This window comes from Tunturibacter gelidoferens (assembly GCF_040358255.1).
GTDB lineage: Bacteria > Acidobacteriota > Terriglobia > Terriglobales > Acidobacteriaceae > Edaphobacter > Edaphobacter gelidiferens.
Genome location: NZ_CP132938.1, coordinates 5,034,230 through 5,056,341 on the forward strand (window position 1 = coordinate 5,034,230; position 22,112 = coordinate 5,056,341).

The window sequence follows — 22,112 nt, forward strand, 5'->3', positions numbered from 1 at the left end:
TCGCGTCCCAGCGATTTTACCTTCGGACTTGACGCCTCGCTTTGGGCCGTAACTCCAACCGGTGTATCGCGTTTTGCCCAAGAGCAATGGCAGGCAATGGACGTCATTAGCTCTATCCCCAGAGAGACCCTAAAGCGAAGCGATGGATGGAGATCCGATGCTGTGTGCAGAATTCTGATCGGTCACAAGGGCAATGCCTGGATCGCGAACAACGCGGGTCTTGACCAGCTCCGTCGAAACAGATTGAAGAGGATGAGTCTTCCTCCTGCAGAGGATGATTAATTTGCTAGCGCTTCTGAGAAGAAGGAATCGGTGTGACTTGGTAGTTCGAGCTCGACACTGACTCATATTGCATCTGACGGATCGATTAAAGCCTTCCCAAGATCCAGCACTCAATCTGCATTCGAAGCGACCGCAAAGGAACGATTTGGCCGGCTGACGAAGGGCTCTTTCGCCTTGAGAAGGCTTGTGGATACCAAAATAGAAAGGAAGTAAAATACCCCATGGACAAGATCTAGATGTGGTGTGTCAACCGATTGTTGTCCTTGAGAACTCGGCTGATGGGTGGTAGTTGGTTGAGACTGGCGTGAGGCCGGTGCCAGTTGTACTGATGGGTCATGCGGGAAGCGAGGCGGTTCGTTCTTCGGAGTTTTGGTAGGTGCGGGCATAGGCCCATTCGCGGATGGCAGTCTGGATGAAGCGGTCCGCCTTGCCATTGGTGCGCGTAGTGTAAGGCCGGGTCCGGCGGTGCCAAGCCGTGGCCGCAGCCAGGAAGTGAGTCGAGCTGCGATCGGTCTGGTCCGGGTACATGGCCGTGAAGGCGAGCCGCGAGTGGTTGTCGATAGCGATGTGCAGGAACTCCGCGCCGATGCCCTTGACGCCATCGCGGCGGTCGCCTGTGACGCGGTGCGAGGGCCGCTGGATACGCACCAGACGCTTGATGTCCAGATGCACAAGATCGCCCGGAGCGGCGTGTTCGTAGCGGTTTGGCGGTATCCGTTGCTCCAGATCGCGGATGCGGTTCAGCTTCAGCCGGCGCAGCACCCGGCTGACCGTGGCCCGGCTCATATCGAGCTGCCGCGCGATCCGCACCCCGGTCCAACGTTCTCGCCGCAACCGTTCGATCTCTACGACCCGCTCCTCTTCAATCCTGCGTGGCGAGCGGTGCGGACGCGACGTGCGATCCCTCAGCCCCGCCACGCCCTGCTCCCGGTACCGCCGGACCCATTTGGCCGCCGGCTGAGCTTGAACTCGGCCTCGGCCTCCTTCAAGCTCAACCGGCCCTCCAAAACTCTCTTCGCAAGCTCCTCTCGACGAACAATCGTCAGTCGAGCATGATGGTGATAGTCCATTCGGTCTCCTCGGTCGCTGTGGCTTCGCAACTTCAGCTTCCCAGTTCTCGATCGAATGGACAACAACCTATTGAAATTTCACACCTAGCGACTAGTTGTTTTGGCCGTAGTTGTGGTGGCGCTGCTATTTTGCTCTCAAAGGTCATGGATTATTCCCATCCCACGATTCCGCTCCCAGAACGATAGGTTAATCAATGGGTCGTCGAGCCAGTTTCAACCACCCGACCCCAACGAAGAATCCGGTCACGAAAACGAAGAACCAAGGTATACCAGTCCTTAGAAGTGCAGACCAAACCGGCAACAGTGAACAAGACCATAGATACCAGTTCTAAATTGCTAAGTTTCATAGATTCACTTTCCAAACATTATAAAGTGAGACCCGACCGATGCCGAGGGTTGTTGGATCAAACAGGTTGCCCCGTTCCAATTTCTATCTCTCTGGTCGCGAAGCCGAATCATGAATAGCGTTCAGCGGATATAATTTTTCAAACTCGTTTATAAGGAGCTTCAAATCCAAACTTTACCGAAATACCTGATCACTTGGCAAAAGTTATTGACTGCTTTGCTGATCGCGTGTTGCGTATGCTTCGCTCTTCTGTCCTTGCATTGGAGATGGATGGGCGACACGCAAGTTTTTCACTACGGCGTCTTCTTAATGAAGGCGGGGATGTCTCCCTATCGTCAGATTATCGACTTCAACATGCCCGGTTCCTACTGGTTTGATTTTCTCGGAACGACGCTTTTTGGCTCGTCCGATCTAGGATGGAGGCTTTACGACTATACGTTACTGAGTCTACTCGCGTTTGCGACAATATCGATCACTTCCACCTGCGATTGGTTCGCCGGACTATACGCTGCTGTGCTCTTCGCACTCATTCACGCTTCGGAAGGACCTCTGGCAACGGCTGAAAGAGATGAAGTGATGACCGTTCTAGTGGTTGTAGGTTACGCTCTCGTTTTTCTTGGTGTTCGTTATCGGCGTCCTGTTCATTTTTTTACGTCCGGAATTTGTCTAGCTCTAGCTGCCACCATCAAACCGACGGCCGCCGCATTCGAAGTCCTTCTAACAGTTACTGCTCTTTTCCAACTCCGCAAAGAGGGTGTTCGTACCTTTCCGTTTTTGCGTGCAATTGTCGTAGCTACCCTGATAATCCTAGCAGCGACGCTGATGTTTCTTTTATGGCGCTCTTCTTTCAATGCGTTTCTTATGCGGGCTCTACCTCTAGGTGCTTTTTACTCGGCCAGCATCCGACCATCGTTCCCCTATTTGTTGCATTACAGTACACCGCGCGGACTAATCCCACTTCTTCCACTAGCAGGTTTACTTTTTTTCCTCAATAGATCTTGGCGCGATTGGCGTTTTCGAGTGATTGTCGGTGGTGCGATATTGGGTCTGGCGTCGTACTTCGCCCAAACGAAAGGTTTTGCATACCATCGCTATCCCTTCGTCGCTTTTGCACTCCTGTGGTGCGGTATGGAGTTTACGGCAGCGCTTCGGAGAGGAAGACTTATAGGCGCGATTGGGGGCGCAGGCCTTCTGATCGGTGCAGTTTTAATCGCACCGTTTTACCTCTACAGAACTTTTAATTTTGTTCAAACCGATCTAATTTCAATGGGACTCGTCAACGACCTAGAGCGATATCCGTCAGATAAATTAAATGGAAGGGTTCAGTGCCTCGACGGCGTCGCCGGATGTTATAGCGCGCTCTACCGGCTTCGTTTGAAGCAGAGTACCGGTCTGATGGGCGATCAACTGCTTTTTTCGTCCCATCCAAACCCTGCGGTCGACACATACCGCGATGAATTTATGAATGAAATTAAATCCGATCCTCCTCTAATTTTTGTTGAAACTAGTTATAGATTCGGGGATCCTCAAACTTTCGATAAAATAGATGCGTGGCCCGCATTCGCGGAGTTCTTGCGGACTAATTATGCGCTTGTCGGTGAGGGTCCCGGCGACTTGCGAACCCAGGGGGCTGACCCGCTCGGCTACCGCATATATTTGCAGGCTGGTAGCCAGCTTACGGCCACAACTCAATAGATGGAAGTTAGCTTCATCGACCTGAGACTTTTGATGAGTGTGATCCTAGGTACTCTCCATCGCAATTGGTTTTGCTTCTGGCTCCATCTCGTTCATTGGCCGACCAAAAGCAATCTTTGGATAGACGTTGGTAAATGTATCGATAGAGACATCGATGAGAGCTGGTTCCGCGGGGTCTTCCCACAGCGAACGCAGTCCACCATCTACTTGGTCTTGATTCGAAATGCTTAGGCCTCTAATTCCGAACGCTTCGGCAACCCGGGGAAAATCAGGGGCGCTATAGCCCCACAGCGTGGATTGATATTGCTCCTTAAAGTAGCTTTGCTGAAACTGCCGCACCATTCCGTGGCAATGGTTGTTGATCACCACGATCTTAACCGGGAGTCGATTACGAATTATGGTTTGCAGTTCCTGCAGATTGCACTGAAATCCTCCATCCCCGGCAATTACGACGACCGGACGAGGCGCCAGCGAAGCGGCTGCGCCGATGGCAGCTGGCAAAGCAAAACCCATCGAACCCATCCCGCCGGATGTAATCCACCGCTGGTCTCCTCTCACTTCAATCGACTGTGCGGCCCACATCTGATGTTGTCCCACGTCAACTAGATATGCGCCGGCAGAAGCTGAAACGGAAGAAAGCTGATGCATAAAGACATTTGGATTGATGCCTGGGAGTTCAGCAAGTTCCAAGCGGTCGTCATATTTCCTGTGAAGGCCTTCGATCTCCTCTCGCCATGTTGACCAGTTTGGTCCCGCTAGATTTCCTAGCTCTTCCAATGCTGCTTCCAAAAAGGGCCTGAGATCGCTGTTGACAGCGATACAGTCTGGTATCCGGTTGTTTATCTCGCCGGGTTCGCAGTCAACATGCACAATTACACGATCTCCTTTGAAAAACTTCGTGTCGTTGCCAGTTTGGCGTATATCGAGCCGGCTACCAAGAACCAGTAGAAGATCACTATTTGCAAGAGCGTGGTTCGCCCAGCGATTGGCGTAGCTCCCAATCATGCCAACACGCAACGGGTCATTGTATGGCATGACGTCAACAGCAAGAAGACTATTAACGACCGGAATACCCAGCCTTCTAACGAAGGTGTGTAATTGTTCCAAAGCGTTTCCAGCCCGGACGCCGGCGCCCACTAAAATCAATGGACGCTTTGATCTCACCAATTCCTCTCGGAGCTGTCGCCAGACGCAACGGGACGCCATAGGAGTGGAAGTCGCGGCATGTGCGATTGCATCTGGCTCCGCAACGTTTAGCATAGAATTCTGAATATCCATGGGGATATCAAGCAGGACAGGTCCAGGTCTACCTGTTACCGCGAGATCAAAGGCGCGTTCCAACAACTTAGGCAGTTCGTCCGGTGTATTTACCTGCCAAGAAGCCTTCGTTATTGGCTTGGACATTGCGACAATATCGCTCTCTTGAAAGCCAAGTTGGCGAATCGCGCGATCTCCACGAAGTTCATGACGGTTCACTTGGCCAGTGATGAAAACTGCTGGAGAGGAATCGAAGTGACAGCTGCCAATCCCTGTAAGCAGATTAATCGCACCCGGTCCACTGGTAGCCATTGCGACACCCGGAACTCCTGTTAACCGTCCAGCGGCGTCAGCCGCAAAGGCGGCTGCCTGCTCGTGATGCATGCTTAGGACACGAATTTTTTTGAACTCATAGAGCGAGTTCAAAAGGTGGGTGATCATCCCGCCAGGGAGCTCAAAGACAGTTCTAACGCCTCGGAGGTACATGTATCGTGCAATGTAGTCGGTGGCTTTGATCACATCCTCGTCTCCAAAGGAGAAGTGCTTTTCTTAATACAATCGCTCTGTGTCTCAGAACTTTGAAGGAGCGCCTCGTAGGAGCTAACCTGATTGTGACTGAATGTGCGCATATCCAAGCCGTTACGCCAGCTTTGATACCAATCCACAAGCCACTCGAGAGTCGTCGTTAAGTCTAGTCGCGGCAACCAATGAAGCTCAGCACGCGCCTTACTGGAGTCGAGCTTTAGAAATTGCGCCTCATGAGACGATCGGGAGTCGTCGGAATGCCAGTGGGCACCGTCCCCCCAGTGCCGAACCATCTCGGTGGCCACACGACCGACAGACCATGTGTCCCGGTCCCAAGGGCCGAAATTCCAGCTATCGGCGAATCTCGCTTCGCCTGCAAAAAGACGCTCACCTAAAGCAAGATAGCCAGCTATCGGTTCGAGCACATGCTGCCATGGTCGGATGGCCTGTGGGTATCGGATCAAGACTGACTCCTTGGCCATAAAGCCTCTCACGAGATCAGGTACGAGCCTATCTTCGGACCAGTCTCCTCCGCCGATGACATTTCCAGCACGGGCCGTAGCTAGTCCGACCCCGTGAGTCGCTAACATCTCTGGACGGAAAAAAGAGTTTCGATACGAGGCAGTCAAAATTTCGACACACGCTTTGCTGCTGCTATATGGGTCGTGTCCGCCCAACGGATCTGTCTCTCGATAACTCCAATGCCATTCACGATTGAGATAGCACTTGTCCGTCGTGACGATCACAGCAGCACGCACGGACCGGAGCGTGCGAATAGACTCGAGAACGTTGGCAGTTCCAATAACATTCGTTGCGTATGTTCCTACAGGATCGGCGTAGGAATGCCGAACCAGAGGCTGTGCACCAAGGTGAAAAACAGCTTCTGGTCCAAACTCTCGCATTGCACGATCAAGCGATGTGGCGTCACGCAAGTCGCCGCGAAGATCCTCGACGTCGCTGCCAATGCGAGCGGCCTCAAAAAAACAAGGCCTCGTTGGCGGGTCGAGGGAATACCCCCGGACGCGTGCCCCCATTCTAGCTAGCCATAGAGCTAGCCAGCCGCCCTTGAAGCCAGTATGGCCGGTGACAAAAACCTTACGTCCGTGCCACGCGTTCTTTACCAGGTCTTCCATGGCGCCTTTCCGGAACTCCAGAGATGTTCAAGCTGCTGCCTGTCTCGTAAAGTGTCCATCGGCTGCCAGAAGCCCGAGTGCTGATAGGCATGAAGATTCCTCTCACGTGCTAGCCGTTCTAGCGGTTCACGTTCCCACATAGTGGAAGAGTCCGGGGGAATCGATTCGAGAGCCTTCGGCGAGAGAACGAAGAACCCGCCATTTAGCCAACCTTGACCTGCCGTTGGCTTCTCTTGGAAGGTATGTACTTCAGTTCCTTCAATACCCAGCAAGCCGAATCGCGCCAAAGGTTGAACAGCGGTTAATGTGGCGAGTTTACCGTGAGAACGATGGAATTTGATGGCTTCTGTGATGTCCACATCTGACACTCCGTCTCCATATGTCATGCAAAATGCATCCTCTTGCGCTACGTGAGGAAAAATTCGCAGCAATCTGCCCCCGGTCCCAGTCTCTTCGCCTGTCTCTACAAGAGTCACATTCCACGGCTCGGTTGTTTTTCCATGCACCTCCATTCGATTATTTTCCATATGAAAGGTGACATCAGCAGTATGCAAGAAATAGTTTGCGAAATATTCCTTGATCAAGTAACCTTTATAGCCCAGGCAGATAACGAAGTCGAAGATTCCGTGATGAGAGTACATCTTCAGAATGTGCCAGAGAATGGGACGCCCGCCAATTTCAACCATCGGCTTCGGGCGAACCGAGGTCTCTTCGCTAATGCGTGTTCCGAGACCACCTGCGAGTATTACAGCCTTCATCCTTCTCACACCCTATCTATTTCTAGTTGCCTACCGGTTCAGCAAAGCGCCTAGCCGAGGCATCACGATATAATTCGTCTCGGGACCACAACGAAACTGCTCAATGTTGTCGCTTGCACCCATCGTAGTATATCGCTGCCTCGCTCAAACGCCGACTTCGGCCTATATCGCTGAAACACCAAGGAGTTCTCTAAACCCGATGAGCCAACGCTCCGAAGAACTTCGCGAAGACATCCTCGAACTCGTCGTCGCCTATCACGCAGAAGTTTTCCCGGAAAGGTCTTTCGATCCCGGGACATCATCGGTACCTGTTTCTGGGAAAGTTATTGATGGGCAGGATCTCAAAACACTGGTAGACTCAGCCCTCGACTGCTGGTTCACGACTGGACGATTTGCCAATGAGTTCGAAAAAAAACTTGCTCGCTTCGTGGGTGTACGGGGATGCTCCCTAGTCAACTCTGGCTCTTCGGCAAATCTTATCGCTCTGACTGCTCTGACTTCACCGAAACTCGGAGACCGGCAATTGAAGCCTGGCGACGAGGTAATTACGGTGGCAGCTGGCTTTCCGACCACGGTCAATCCAATCATTCAAAATCGCCTGGTTCCCGTGTTCATCGACGTCACGCTTCCAACGCTTGAGGTGGATGTGGCACAGCTCGAGAGCGCCTTGAGCCCAAAAACCCGCGCCATAATGATCGCTCACACTTTAGGAAATCCATTCGATCTTGGCGCGGTCATGACATTTGCGCGCAAGTACAACTTATGGGTCATCGAAGACTGTTGCGATGCGCTTGGAGCAACTTATCGGGGACAGAAGGTTGGTACCTTCGGCGATTTAGCGACGCTTAGCTTTTACCCAGCTCATCACATTACCATGGGGGAAGGCGGGGCAGTACTCACTAATGCTCCCCTGCTTCAAACACTGGTCGAATCGTTCCGCGATTGGGGCCGTGATTGTTGGTGTGAGCCTGGCGTCGACAATACCTGCGGCAAACGCTTCGATTGGCAGTTGGGCGCCCTACCTTGCGGGTACGATCACAAATACACCTATTCTCATATCGGATATAACCTCAAGGCAACAGATATGCAGGCTGCTCTTGGGTTGTCGCAGCTCGATAAGATCGAGCACTTTGTTCAGCGTCGTCGCGACAATTTTGCATACTTGAGAGAGGCCTTGGCACCCCTAGAGGAAGTTTTCATGCTTCCGATCGCCACCGAGGGCTCAAACCCGAGTTGGTTCGGATTCCCGTTGGGAGTTCGCGAAGAAGCGCCCTTTACGCGAGATCAGTTAGTGAAGGCGCTAGAAACTCAGAAGATTGGAACACGACTGATGTTTGCAGGAAATCTCCTTCGTCAACCCGCCTATCAAGGAATAGAGTTGCGGCAGATCGGTGATTTGCCTAACACAGACTTCGTGATGAGGAACGTCTTTTGGATCGGGGTGTTCCCGGGACTCACTAATGTGATGCTTGATCACATTGTCCAAACAATCGTTCAGTTTGCGGCTCAGGCTAGGACACTGCCGGTGCTTTCGTGACCAGCACTACATTGATTTGCTCATGACACGGCCCATTTGTTCCAATGATCTTGATCAGATCTGTGAGCAAACGAGGATTCTTTGGGAGGAGGTGCGAGATCAACAGATCTTTCTGACCGGAGGAACGGGATTTTTTGGCTGCTGGCTGATCGAAAGCTTTATCGCCGCCAATCAGAGTTTTTCGTTGAACTCAAAGATTACGGTCCTCACCCGTAACCCGGACATATTTCGAGAACGCTCCCCCCACCTAGCCGTCAACCCTGCAGTCTCTTTGCTCAAAGGAGATGTAAGTTCGTTCCGGTTTCCGGAAGGCAGCTTCCCCTTCGTCGTTCATGCGGCAGCCGACACTGGCGGCAGCAGAACCGGAAAAGCAAAAGACACAGCGATCACAACTCTTCGCACCATCCTCGACGGGACCCGAAACACTCTGGACTTTGCAGCTTCGCACGGGACGCGCAAATTTATGATGATAAGCTCGGGCGCCGTCTACGGCGATCAGCCTTCTTTCACTACCGAAGACTTCTATGGATCACTCGACCCGTGTTTGCCGGAGAACGCCTATGGAGAGGCAAAGCGTGCAGCAGAAGCGCTCTGCTCAGCCTATACCTCATCCCACGGATTTGCCTGCAAGATTGCCCGATGCTTCGCTTTTGTAGGACCTCATCTTCCTCTCGATGGGCGATACGCGATCGGTAATTTCATTCAAAGTGCACTCACTTCGCAACCAATCCACATACACGGGGATGGAACTCCAGTTCGTTCGTATCTGTATGCAGCCGACCTTACTGTCTGGCTATGGACCGTATTGTTTAACGCGCCTTCGCTCTTTCCGATCAACATTGGGTCCGACAAGGCAATCAGTATAGGTCAGCTCGCAGAGGAGGTGCGAGCCACCCTCGACTGTAACCTCGACATTCTCATATCACGCCGCGCCTCGGCAGGTGTTCCGATAAAGCACTATGTTCCCTCGGTTCAAAGGGCATACGATCAGCTCAAACTGAAGCAAACTGTAGAATTGCACGAAGCGATCCGTCGGACGGCGGAATGGTACGGATGGACAAACGTGAAGGAGTGAAACTCTTGAAGCTGATAAGCATTGTCAGCCCCTGCTATAACGAACAGGACAACGTGGAGCAACTTTATTTGCGAACTCGCGACACGCTTGCTGAGTTCCCGCTGCTTCGCTACGAACACATTTTCATCGACAACGCCTCCACAGACAACACGGTGCCGATTCTGCGCAGACTTGCTGCGCAGGACCAAAATGTAAAAGTCATTGTGAACGCACGGAACTTCGGCCACCTTCGCTCTCCGCAGCATGCGATCCTTGAAGCGCACGGTGATGCTGTTGCGATGCTGCTCTCTGACCTCCAAGATCCTCCAGAGCTGATCGGCGATATGATACGCGAATGGGAGCGAGGAACATTGGTTGTTGTAGCCATTAAAAACACTAGCGACGAGAGCGGGTTGATGTATGGGATCCGCACACTGTACTACCGCGCAGTGGCCGCTTTAACGAACGTTCGCGTTTTTGAGCACTTCACTGGCTTTGGTTTGTATGATCGAACAGTAATCGATATCATTCGATCGAGATTTCGAGACCCGTATCCCTATTTCCGGGGAATGATCGCCGAGATCGGTCTACCTTATAAAGCCATCTACTACAACCAAAAGCGACGCGAGCGTGGCATTACTAAAAACAACTTCTACACTCTATACGATCTCGCTATGCTTGGCATTACAAACTTGTCCAAAGTTCCGCTTCGCCTTGTTACTTTTACAGGCTTTATGCTTGCTGTCTTGAGCGCTCTCATTGGAACCGGATACTTGTTCGCGAAGATTCTATTCTGGAACCGGTTTGACATTGGTGTTGCTCCGGTCGTCGTAGGCCTTTTCTTCTTCGGTTCTGTTCAACTGGTCGCTCTCGGAGTAATCGGTGAGTACATTGGCTCAATTCACAGCATGGTGCAAAATCGTCCTCTAGTGATTGAAAGAGAGCGGATTAACTTTACGGACGAGCCTCAAGTATGACTGGCCTCACGTCCGGGTCAAATCAGGTAATGAAATCAAGGAAGGGTATCACCCAACATATTCCGCAAGGCCAGTGGCTCCGCTACTTATTAGTTGGTGGGTGGAACACACTCTTTGGCTATACCTGCTTTTTCCTGATCAATCGTTGGCTGAATCGAGCAATGCCTTCCTACTCCTACATGGCTGCAAGTCTCAGTTCAAACCTAATCAGTATCACTGGTAGCGTTTCTGGGATACAAGTGGTTTGTTTTTAGGACGAAGGGTCACTACGTACGTGAATGGCTACGCAGCCTGGTTGTCTACAGTGGAACTATTGTTTTCTCTGCCCTCGCATTACCTCCACAGGTCGGCGTCATCCGTCATGCCAGCCACTACCAGACCCAGGCTCCTTACATCGCTGCTGCGATCGTGGCAGCGATCACAGTTATCAGCAGCTTGTTTGGTCATAAACCACATTTCATTCAAAGCTCTTACCTAATCTGAGCAAGAACTCTCCTCCGATTCGAGCAAAGATAGAAGAAAAGTCTTTACAGTCATTTTATTTCCAAACATAAAGTCGAGCACTTTCCTACCTCGTATGCATGACCCAATCTATCCATTTTCTGGCGCCTCGAACAGCCTATTGGATTCATAACGATGCAAGTCGCAACAGAAAGCGTAACCATGAGCGCTTCGATAAAAGTCAAATAATTGAGCCATTGGCGTCAGAGCAGGCAGCTGATAATCCTCTTAAGAAACTTGATGCGAGATTTCAATCTATTCAGTCAACGGGCACATAGGACTTTTTGAACTGATCAAGAAACAATATCTCGCGCTAAACGTTTAAGCACCGAGAGCCAGATGTTTCCGAATCTCAATACCGCCCGCTACACCGAAGCTCTTGAATTGCAATTTGGAAATGATCGATAATCATTCATATTATCCACGAGGAGTCAGTTCATGAGAGGCCTGATGCCGGTACTGCTCCGGTGGATATTCCCCAATCGATATACTGATACAGCCAAATGCACCGCCTGTGGCGCAACCGTTAGCAAGATCCGGATGGTCCGATCTGGCAATAAATGGTTTTGTAACGAGGACGAAGCATATGAATACTGGATCAACACCACGCGCTGAGAGAGTTTCGGATCTTTGTGCAGACCGCCTAAGAAATCACACGCAGCAGAGCACCACCTTCACCTGCACTTGTGCTACGGTTGCGACGCGCCAGTGCGCGAACAACAGAAACTATAATGATGTTTGTCAGGATAATGCGGTTTTGACCAAGTGCGGCACGGGTAGTAATTTTGACTGCTACGGTTGGCACGGCCGCGCCCATTGGGTATAACGCTGTGCGCGGTCCAAACTCTTCGACAACTTTGGCAGATTCTAAATTCCACATCGAGCTACCACGAATGAGACCAACATGTGCTAATCCGCACAACTTCGAGCGATGGCTAAGCGCACACGTCAACCCTAGCAACAGTTGAGCTTGCAACGTACATTAGCTAGAGGTAGGCTACAGTGAAATATCGGCGTTACTGTCAGCTTTCTGTTTCGGATGCCTCGTTTCTTTCTCGTCAGCACAGCACGATGGCACCACGTAAGTATCCGGAGCACTGTTCCCATCGCCGTGCCTGCTTTTCGTTTCGCAGGGGCGACTGCGGCGGCGACGTTTTTATTTGATCTTATCGGTCGCACATACACCGAGCGGGTGCTTCTTCGCGTATCTCGAGACCGCAGATCGTGGCGCCGATACCCCTGCCTCGCGACATCGGCGATAACGGGGAGTGGCATTCATCAGAAGCCGCAGCTGGTGATGTCCACGTCACTTTTTCGCAAGCCGACAAACATCTGCTGATTCACTATGCTTCTCAAGGCGCAGAGACCAACAGATCTACCTTGCAACTACCAGCGCATTTTCACGTGCAATCGTTTGCAGCGCTCGCAAGTGGCAGGTCGATGTTCCTTGGTTCTTTACACCAGCAAGATGCCGTAGCTAACGGCACCTATCGGGTTAAGATGCTATTACATGGCTAGATGAGAACGGCAAGCGCCTCAAACAATTTCAGAAGAATGAGATATGCGCTTAGTGGATTTGCGCGGAGGTCGCGTCGTGGCTGACGCTACCACGTTTATCGAGGTACGCGATTCCGACATAACGACCTTCGATTTTGACGGGACCGTGCTCAGTACTCTCCCGCTCTTTCCCCTGCCTCAGATGCGATTGTCTCGAGTGCAAAAACCTTATGCCCGGGTAAGACAGTAGCTATCGCGTATTCCCATTCTCTAGTACAGGCAGTCGATATTCCTATTAACGGCTTAAAAAACCTGACACAGACCTGGCAGTCGATTTAACTACAGGACCTAACGCTGGATCATGCAGGCCTTGTGCGTTATCATTTGGACCTATTCTTACACGCGTAGACGTTGGAGTTATGAATTGTACGAAAGGCAGTGATTAAGTTGAAGAAACGATTTGCTAATCGGAAGGAGGCTTGAGGGATCACCCCTTCTTGAAAATCTAACAGTTAAGTTTCATCCTTCTTCGACCCTTTGCTCCCCTCCCGTCTGAATTTCACCGATTGCTCTCTACCGTTCGTCGATTCTGTGACGAGTTGAGTTGCTACTTCCATTTAAGGTACACTTCGCAGCAAGTCCAACAAAAGCGGTCAATATCATTCATCATCATAGTGTGCGTTCTATAAGGAATCTAGGAAGTTCCCTGGTTCGCAAAATCGGTATCCTTATCGATCTCGCAATCTCACCCGAACGTTGTGTTAATGATGGTAACCTCTCATAAACTCAGCTCAACGGAGATCGACAATGTAGTCCAACAGTAAGACGACGTCGAAAAAGAGTGCGGTCTTGAAAGTAATTCGCAAGATTCGATGGTCTATAGAACATCGCGGAATCATTGGAACTTTGACCTCGGCGACCAAGAGTATTGGTCGCAAGTTTAGGCGGCTGGGTGTGCGCGCAACTCACCACTTTGATACACAGAATGGGGTGGTGACGGATGGCTTAATTCCCGGACACGATCTCGCAGTTGGACATGAAAATGACAAATTCATTGCCGGATATGCCGCGATACCGCCATCGCGCTTTCTTGGAGCGATGGAGAAATGGAAGGCTAGCCGGCCAAAGCATGCGATCGAGAGGTATACGTTCATAGACTTTGGGTGTGGAAAGGGCCGGGCAACTCTTCTCGCCTCCCAGCTTGGTTTTCGTAATGTAGTTGGAATTGAACTGAACCCTAAATTGGCTAACTTAGCGACGTCGAATGCAGCAATCTGGACGGCGGCCGGGAACACGCGATGTGCGATTCGCATCGTCTGCGGCGACGCTCTGGAATTGGAGTGGCCTGACGGACCGGTATTGGTTTATCTCTACAATCCTTTCGGCAAGCAAGTCATGCGTCGCTTGGTCGAGAAAATGAAGACGAAATTTAGCAGCAACCCGGGAGATCTTGAGGTGGTTTATCAAAAGCCAGAACAGGCGCATTCATTTGACCAAGGATTTGAGTTGGTTTGGTGCGAAGCAATCCCCATGTCTGAAGAGGACACGAATGCGGAATTAGCATCAGACCCGAAAGATGAAACCAGAGCATATAGACTGTCTGGTTGGTAGTTGTGTATTCTTTCCACCCAACGCTTATTTTACATTCCTGCGGTTGTGCGGTCTGCCGCAGTGGGAGGCAAGTTTCATCTCTCTAAGGAGTCATTCTATTGCGTGACCGTCTTAGACGGGACAAGCGAGAAGGCGCTTGCCTTCCCGGTACATCTCAGAGGAGTTGCAGTATGTGCGGTCAATAACCCGGAACACATCCTGCCAGGGATTAAGCTGAGAGACCACATGAACCTTATTCTAAGTGCTTGGGACGCGTGTCAATGAAGCCTTAGGACCAATGTCTAGGTAGAGGCGTTATTCACTAGTCACGGAAAGGATCGGCGTAGACTTATGCGGGTTTCAGGTGACTAGTCCAACTGCTATTTGCAGAAAGCGACCCGACGATGCGATGTTAAATTTAGCGGCGATCAAGTTGATGATTCCTGAAATTGTCCTTCCTCTCCCGTACCATCAGACATGGTAGTCGCTGTACGACACCGATCATTTATCGCCTGATCGGGCCATCACCGAAAGGTGGCCAGTCGGTGGAAAATACGGGATTTCGAAGGTTAACTCAGATACGGCGAATCTTTCTGAGCGTTCTGAGAGATTCGCACAAATGCTCATGACGCTATCAAGTCACCGGCGCATCCTAATGCTAAGATTTGGCAAAGATGGGCATAAGTGACTCGGTTCAGGTCCAGCCCGCCCATTCAACTCATCAAATCTACGCCACGCACAAAGGACATTTGAATGACATTAGTTTCGCTCCTTGATTTTATTGCGGCTATTTTGTGGTGTATTCTCCTTTTCTTCGCAATCACCGGATATGGGGTTGTCATCTCCCGTTTCCTATGCGTTGGTCGTCTTCCTGTCTCGCTCGCATCGACCTGCGGCTTCGGCGTCATCATCTTTCTAGGCGGCTGCTTGAACCTGCTCAATGCCATTGAGGCTCCCATTCTCTTGGCATTAGTCTTTCTCGGTCTGCTCGGGGTGACCATCTTCCGTGTCAGGCTTGTTGACAATGAAGACCCATTCCCATCGAACTATCAGGCCTGGTCACCGATTGTTGTCCTTATACTGATCGCGGGAGCCATAGTCTTCGCCGTACGTTTTACCGCCACCGTGCACTCGACCTCTTACCAGGCTGGGGATGACTACAACTTCTATCTCGCCGCCCCCACCAAAATGCTTCAGCTTCACCACTACGCCGCCGACCCTTTCAGCGAACGTCGCATTATGTCTAGCATCGGCGGCAACTACTTCCTACAGGATCTCGTCCTCGTCATCCTCCCATTGGCTGACGTCCAGATGGCCGACCGCGCTCTCGGCCTTCTCCTACTGGTCTCCCTCTGCTTCTCCCTGGCCGACGAGTTCCGCCTCACCCCGGCGCAGCAAGCCGTTTTTACGCTTCTCGTCTTCACCACTCCGCAACTCACCTTCAACCTCACGTTCGTCCTCCTGCCCAGCGCCCTTTTCTTCGCTCTCGTATATCTAGCAGCAAACCGCAGACTCCTGGCTTCACACCCCACCCTTCAAGCTATTCTAATCGGCGCAACCACTGGCGTCCTCGCCTCCACCAAATCCACTTATCTACCCCACGGAGTAATCTTCGTAGGTTGCTTCGCATTCTTCCAACTACGCCGCCGCGGTCTCTCCGCCGCAATAAAAATACTCCTACACGCAGCTCTCGCCTGCCTGATAGTCATGGCTCCTTGGATGATCGCCAGCCATGCTACCTCCGGCACCTGGTTCTATCCGTTGCTCGGTAAGGGTTATCAGTACAGCGCCTACGGCCTCTATCCTGCGCCCTCAGGAGCCGGCCTCTCCATAGTCGTCCACAAAGTCATCCCCTTCTGCCTACCGCTTTTCTTCCTTCTGTCCCTTGAGTGGCTACTCGGCGATCAGGACGAACAGGGCGAAGCCATCTTTGCTCTCTCTGCCGCCGCCCTATGGGCCACCCTGCTCGTAGGCATAGGCACAGGCGGAGACTCCGTGCGCCGCTACAACTACCCCTGCATTCTCCCCGCAATGCTCCTGCTCTACGTCGTCTTCAGTCGTCGCCGAAATATCTTTCCCGGCTCCCGGCGCTGGCCGATCCTGCAAACCGTGACCATCCTCTTCATCGCCTATACCGCCGTGACCACCTGGCGAAACAAGTTCACCAACGAGTACGACCAAATCCCACTCGGCCTAAAAGCTGGCCTGCGCGACACCCCTATAGTCCCACTCAGAGTCGCAGCCCAGTACGCCGCCGTACAGCGAAGCCTCCCTACCGACGCTGGCGCCCTAGCCACTGTCACCAACAGCTTCCTCCTGGATTACCGAGCTAACGCCATCAGCATCGCCGACTATCCCGGAGCCGCTAGCCTCCCCCCCGGCTGGCCCTCCCGAGGGGACGGCAACACTCTCGCAAAGTACCTCATAGCGCACAACCTTCGCTACCTCGTCTGCTCCTACGCCGACTTCGTCCCTCTGGACCGCGAAGCCAACAAAGTCCTTCACGACTCAAGCCGAACCCAGTGGATCAAAAGCGAGCAAGCCATCATTCTCCGTTCTCACCAGCAATACGCCGAACTGGCCCACACTCGCCGCCACCTCTATGACGATGGCCAGATTTACGTCCTGGACCTAGCCGACTCCATCACCCCCAAATAGTCCTTCATCTATAACGGACGTCCCGCCCTGCTCTAGCGTCATTTCGTTACTGTCAGGCTCACCGTTTGGCGATGTCTCCGACGACTTCCTGACGCGGCTAAGGTAAGCTAGACGATCTCCTGTCGTGGTGGCCAGGCGTCGCTAGTCTTTAGGCCAAGAGGCGCGGTGTTCATGCATAGTGGTGGGGCGGTAAGAAGGTTGAGGTCAATTTGATGTAACTTATTGCAACCATAAGGGTCGGTCTGGGGGCGAGCATGGCTTCAATCGACTCTCGTCAGCGCACAACTCTAGGAGAAGGGCGATCTCGCGTTTGGGAAGTCAACTATCTAATTTAAACGAAATGTTATAGAAAGAAGCTTGGATTTGGAATTTAGAATACAGCTCAAATTGGCTTGATCGACCCGACAAGCTTCTCAGCTATGTCATAGGGGACCAGGTATGCAGACATTTGATCAAAGTAGTTCTGCTTTTGAACTCCGTGTGAGAGACCCCGCGATGCGTGCGTACCTGCAGCGTCATCCATTTTTGGTGGGGCCAGACCGAGAAATGAACGAGAAAGGACGTCAAGCTGTCCGGGATGGACTTGTATTACGAAACCGGGACAAGATAAGTACTCAATTGCGCCGCTTGACACGGGCAGAAACACGACTGACATCGGAACAGATGGATCGTTTGAATCGGATTATGGACGAGTCCGAGGTGCCCAAAGCGGCTAGGCGAGCTCTTATCGACGACTACGCATGGGAAGCAAAACTTGTTCCTAGCGATTCCAAGTCCGTGCTGGTGATTGGATGTGCGGATGGTACCGAACTAATGTTTTTGCGGGCTGTCCTGCCGGACGCGAAGATCACCGCATTGGATTATGAGGACTCGATCCCAGATCCGCGAAAACGCGCTATAAATGTCCGGTTTTTTCACGGTGATATGAATACGATTCTGACGAGTTTTGGCCAGGAGTTTGATCTCATTTCATCAAATCATACGTTGGAACATCTATACACGCCCAATGAAACATTGAAAACACTTTCAGAGCTGTTGATCAGCGATGGCGCCCTGATATCAACACTGCCGATGGATGGACACGAGAATACCCCATTCTTGGACAAGGTAAAGGCAGCGGCCTCAGGAAAGGCGGTCTATCCATTGGATGTGGTCTATCTCGATGCTGGTCATCCGTGGAAGACAAATCCCGCAGATCTGGTAGCGACAATGCAGGAGACCGGCTTTGAAAGGCCTCTGCTCTTTCAGAGACGTGACCATCTTTCCCGCACCCTGCCGTTCGGCGAGAGAAGATTCAAAGTTGCTCTCGCATTTGCAAAAGCGATGCACGCGATTCTTTTCGCTTCGCCGCGTTCTGTGATCAGAGTTTTATTTCCAAATAGTCCGCCGAAACTTCTAAGCTCACTCTTAATGGGAGCAGAACGTCGTCTATGGTTTGGCCCGAACAAGCTAAAGAATAACTTCACACAAGAGGTGCTCGTTCTTGCACGCAAAAGCTCCTCTAGCCCGTACGCTAGTGGCGATTGATCCACCTGTCTCAAAGCCTAATATTTTCTGTTCTCAAGCAATCGGAAGGTTGAAAATGCGTCCACTTCGAACGACATAAGCAAAAAGATTTTATGGTCCGCACGACAAAAAATCCCGTTGAATGCGGAGTTTGCTATTCGCCGGGCTCGTCTTACCTTCTGAGATGCCTTTGGTGCTCGTTATGGGACCACGGGCGTCTCATAGCTCGGGCATCAAGGAAGCACCACAGATGTCTTGTCTTTTGGCCGCGGCGACGGACACTAATCTCTTGAATGGATGTGTAACGCGCTTGTTAGACGGTTAGGACGCCACCCTCTCGATAACGGTCCTGAGTTTTGTTGTTCATTTTCCCTTTTCACTTCCTTCGGATATGTCGCCCTTTTCGATAGCTTGCAGTGTCAGTTGGCAGTCAAATCTAAAGAAGGGTGAAGGACAGCGATTGATATCGTTGACACTTCGAGAGGCCGGAACTAAATTGCGAAACCTCGCCATGTTCGTGTAATGCTATCCGCCGGCGTTGGAAAGGTGTTGGGTGCCTGGTTTCGAAAATACTTTGTAAAGGTCGTTTGACTAGCCTAATCTCAAGATTAATCGCCGAGATCCAGGAAACCAATCTCACTCATGAGCATGGACGTCTCCATAAAGCGAAGGCTGATGCTTGGCTTCTTGACCAACTGGGTAGGGAAACTCTCCTCTACCGTGATTCAGTTCGTCCAGATCCCGGTCTTCCTCCACTTCTGGAGCGTGCCCCTCTACGGCGAATGGATGATCGTCAACTCCATCCCCGCCTATCTCAGCTTCAGCAATGTGGGCTTCGGCTCTGTCGCGGGCAACGAGATGACGATGCTGGTAGCCCGCGAGGACCGTGCTGCCGCTCTCCGGGTCTTCCAGAGCTGTTGGTGGCTCATCGCCATCATCTGCACAGCAACGATCGTCCTGCTCTCCGGAACCCTCTACTATCTTCCCGCCTCCCGCCTTCTCAAGCTCACCACGCTGGGCGAGGCCGACACCAAGTGGATCATCTTTTATCTCGGCGTCTCCGTCCTGCTCGGGCAATTAGAGCAGCTCCTTCAGTCTGCCTACCGAGCCATCGGCCGCTATCCCTACGGCACCTTCCTCAAAAACATGTTCTCCCTCTTCGCCTTTGGCTGCATGATCGCCGCAGTCACACTGGGCGCAGGCGCACGCACGACAGCGTTGGTCTTTGCCTCGGTTAACGTGGCCATCACCATCTTCTTCTGCATTCTCGTCCGGCGCGACATCCCCTGGATCGAATATGGGTGGCAACACGCGAGCTTCGCCGAGATTCGCAAGCTCGCCCGACCGGCCTTCGCCTACATGGGATTCCCCCTCGGTAACGCCCTCAGCCTGCAAGGCAGCCTGCTCGCCGTCGGATACGCTCTCGGGCCCACCGACGTCGTTATCTTCAGCACTGCCCGCACTGTCTCGCGGGTAGCCCTGCAGATGGTCCAAATGGTCAACAACACCTTCGAACCGGAGATGTCGATCGCCTTCGGAGCCGGAAACTACGAACTCACTCGAACTCTGCTCCGCCGCGCCTGCCAGCTGGCCCTGCTCGTAGCCCTGATCCTGGTTATCGTCATGCTCAGCTTCGGCCCATGGTTTCTGGTTCATTGGACCGGTGGCCACGTCCCACCCAGCCGACCCCTCCTCAGCATCCTTCTCGCCGTTGTCGTCCTCTACGCGTTGTGGTCCACCAGCGGCACGCTGATGACCTCCACCAACCAGCACCAGCGCCTGGCCACCTACTATATCCTTGGCACCAGCGTCGCCTGCGTTCTCTGCTACGTCCTGGCGCGAGCCTACGGGCTCTATGGAGCGGCGGCCTCACTCCTGATCTCAGAGATCGTCATGAATCTTTACGTCGTCCCTGCCTGCCTGCGCATCGCCCACGATACCCTGCCCGCCTTCCTGACCAGCATGCTCCACTACCCATCCTCCCTCCGCCCTGCATCCCTGTTAGCCAGGATCCGCCGCTCAAAACCCGGCTTCGAAAGCTGAAATCACCCGGAAAACTGTGAAACTCTCTACGGTTAAAGTTCGAAGTACGCTGATCGCATTGGCTTACATTCTATCTCTGTGGCATGCAGCCAATAGTTTCGCCTCATCAGATCCGTTGGACCCAACAGATTCAACACAAAGCCCATATTTTGAATTTATTTGATCAGATCATTCGAGGTAGTTTCGACCTCGAAAATCTGACAGCTGTGGAGCCCGCAAGCTTGGCAATATAAGTCGGAAACATGAGAGTTGAAGTACAAGGGAAAAAGTACCAGATCCATTACCAAAGTGGGCCTATCCCATCGGGGAACAGTCCTCGCATCAACCTATTTATTGCTGGGTTGAGTAGAGAGACAACACTCCGTCATGAACGGGAACAAGATTTGGTGCCTCTCCCCACCCCACTATCGCGATTGCCCCGGCTAGACATAAGTCCACAGGCTGCATCACCCAATGGACTTGCCTAAGGATACGTAATGAGAGAACGTGTACGTGCCGCAACAAATTGAGGACATGTCGGAGATTGCATCTTCTGATGCTTCCGAGGCCCTGGTTGCCGCAACCCAGGGCTTCGTCAAGCCAGTAAAACCGTGGGTGTACGGGATAAATGTCCTTCGCTTGCCGCTATGGTATTACCTCTCGGTCTTGTGGTAAAGATGGGCTTCCTGATTGACCACGGGAGGCATCGAGAAATGGATAACCGAAGGAAGCGATGACCGAAATCAAGATCACCTGTAGGACGTGCTCAGCTCTACCATTGCAAGAACACTGAGCGCGAAGAGGCGCCCCGTATACCCACCCATGCCGCACTTAGCCAAGCTACGGCCGTCATCGCCCCGCCGAAGAAGACTCGGAGATCATCAAGGAAAGCAATCTATGTGGCCGCTGAGGATTTAGTCCAAGACTAGAATCTGTCTCTGATCCAGAACCTGAATTCATTGATTAGCATAGCTAGTATTCGAAATACGGGTACAGCTAACAGCACAGCAATACTGACGATGGGAACTATCCAGTTATCGGGTATCTGGTCCAAGAACCTCGAATCTGGCTTGTTTGACAGATCGTCAGGTATCCTTAGAATGAAGTAAAGGGTGGTCATCGTTAGATCTTCTCCATACATCCCATGGCGAAGGAAGCCGAAGAGCATCGCCAACACAACATCGAGACGGCGACGATTCAGACCAACCCTCGCTCGAAGGTTGGTCTGAATCCATGCATGCTTTGGGTAGCATTTCGTTTGACACCAAGATTAAGAAAGCCTCGACGATTGATTACTACCACCATTTGCGAGTCATTACCAGCACCATCATCATACCGCAGGTTGCAGCCCCTCACTCCCTGCCCCAACCTAAAATCGGGTGTATGGTAGCAAACGTTGCCGCCTATTATCTAAATTGCGTCGCTGGGTCTAGCCGGGCGGAACCGCTAAGTGTGGCCACTGCGGCACGATCGTTAGCAAGAGTCGTGTGATTCACTTCGACACTCATAATTGGTTCTGATACGACAAAGAGGCTAGTAAGCCCTGGTGGAGAACTCACACCTAACCTGTAGGACGAGACTTACATTGATCGGCCCACCACAGAAGCACTCGCACGCGGGACCGTTGGCCTCTGTGTGCCACGGATGTTGATCGCCGAGTTTGTAGCTGGCGAGTCAATCTACAGGAATGCTGAATTGCGATGC

At 52.1% G+C, this 22,112-nt stretch carries 11 protein-coding genes and 1 pseudogene; 8 read left to right on the top strand and 4 right to left on the bottom strand.

What is annotated here, in order from left to right; translation table 11 throughout:
* Nucleotides 1–514: 514 nt before the first annotated feature.
* Nucleotides 515–1,352, bottom strand: a pseudogene (locus RBB81_RS21710) (leucine zipper domain-containing protein).
* Between the two features lie 616 nt (nucleotides 1,353–1,968).
* Between RBB81_RS21710 and RBB81_RS21715 the strand changes: the two are divergent.
* Nucleotides 1,969–3,393 (top strand): ArnT family glycosyltransferase, encoded by a 1,425-nt coding sequence (locus RBB81_RS21715; protein ID WP_353072117.1) that lies wholly within the window; start codon nucleotides 1,969–1,971, stop codon nucleotides 3,391–3,393.
* A gap of 45 nt (nucleotides 3,394–3,438) precedes the next feature.
* Here the strand turns inward: RBB81_RS21715 and RBB81_RS21720 are convergent, their stop codons facing one another.
* Genes RBB81_RS21720 through rfbF form a run of 3 tightly spaced genes read right to left on the bottom strand, consistent with a single transcriptional unit; the run spans nucleotide 3,439 to nucleotide 7,066 of the window.
* Nucleotides 3,439–5,169, bottom strand: coding sequence for a thiamine pyrophosphate-binding protein (locus RBB81_RS21720; RefSeq protein WP_353072118.1), 1,731 nt, complete (start codon nucleotides 5,167–5,169; stop codon nucleotides 3,439–3,441).
* On the bottom strand, nucleotides 5,166–6,308 hold the full coding sequence (rfbG, locus tag RBB81_RS21725) for a CDP-glucose 4,6-dehydratase (RefSeq protein ID WP_353072119.1): 1,143 nt from the start codon (nucleotides 6,306–6,308) through the stop codon (nucleotides 5,166–5,168). Before rfbG ends, RBB81_RS21720 begins: the two co-directional genes overlap by 4 nt.
* A complete protein-coding gene (rfbF, locus tag RBB81_RS21730; protein WP_353072120.1) occupies nucleotides 6,293–7,066 on the bottom strand; it encodes a glucose-1-phosphate cytidylyltransferase in 774 nt (257 codons plus the stop codon). Before rfbF ends, rfbG begins: the two co-directional genes overlap by 16 nt.
* A gap of 199 nt (nucleotides 7,067–7,265) precedes the next feature.
* Between rfbF and rfbH the strand changes: the two genes are divergently transcribed.
* The 7 genes from rfbH to RBB81_RS21765 all read left to right on the top strand — a co-directional run bounded on the left by rfbH (nucleotide 7,266) and on the right by RBB81_RS21765 (nucleotide 20,429).
* Nucleotides 7,266–8,603: a lipopolysaccharide biosynthesis protein RfbH gene (gene rfbH, locus RBB81_RS21735; RefSeq protein ID WP_353072121.1), complete on the top strand. Its 1,338-nt coding sequence runs from the start codon at nucleotides 7,266–7,268 to the stop codon at nucleotides 8,601–8,603.
* 91 nt (nucleotides 8,604–8,694) lie between these two features.
* Nucleotides 8,695–9,678 carry an NAD-dependent epimerase/dehydratase family protein gene (locus RBB81_RS21740; protein ID WP_353072122.1) on the top strand — a complete coding sequence of 328 codons (984 nt, stop codon included), beginning with the start codon at nucleotides 8,695–8,697 and terminating at the stop codon, nucleotides 9,676–9,678.
* Nucleotides 9,657–10,634, top strand: a complete 978-nt coding sequence (locus RBB81_RS21745) for a glycosyltransferase family 2 protein (protein ID WP_353072123.1) — start codon at nucleotides 9,657–9,659, stop codon at nucleotides 10,632–10,634. The genes RBB81_RS21740 and RBB81_RS21745 overlap by 22 nt, the downstream gene beginning before the upstream one ends.
* Before the next feature lie 2,847 nt (nucleotides 10,635–13,481).
* Nucleotides 13,482–14,243 carry a class I SAM-dependent methyltransferase gene (locus tag RBB81_RS21750; RefSeq protein ID WP_353072124.1) on the top strand — a complete coding sequence of 254 codons (762 nt, stop codon included), beginning with the start codon at nucleotides 13,482–13,484 and terminating at the stop codon, nucleotides 14,241–14,243.
* Nucleotides 14,244–14,975: 732 nt separating this feature from the next.
* Entirely contained in the window at nucleotides 14,976–16,880 is a 1,905-nt protein-coding gene (locus RBB81_RS21755) for a hypothetical protein (protein WP_353072125.1), read from the top strand.
* A 438-nt stretch (nucleotides 16,881–17,318) separates the two neighbouring features.
* The gene (locus tag RBB81_RS21760) at nucleotides 17,319–18,407 is read left to right on the top strand and encodes a class I SAM-dependent methyltransferase (RefSeq protein ID WP_353072126.1); all 1,089 of its coding nucleotides are present in this window, start codon (nucleotides 17,319–17,321) and stop codon (nucleotides 18,405–18,407) included.
* Nucleotides 18,408–19,028: 621 nt separating this feature from the next.
* Nucleotides 19,029–20,429: a lipopolysaccharide biosynthesis protein gene (locus tag RBB81_RS21765; RefSeq protein ID WP_353072127.1), complete on the top strand. Its 1,401-nt coding sequence runs from the start codon at nucleotides 19,029–19,031 to the stop codon at nucleotides 20,427–20,429.
* Nucleotides 20,430–22,112 lie beyond the last annotated feature (1,683 nt).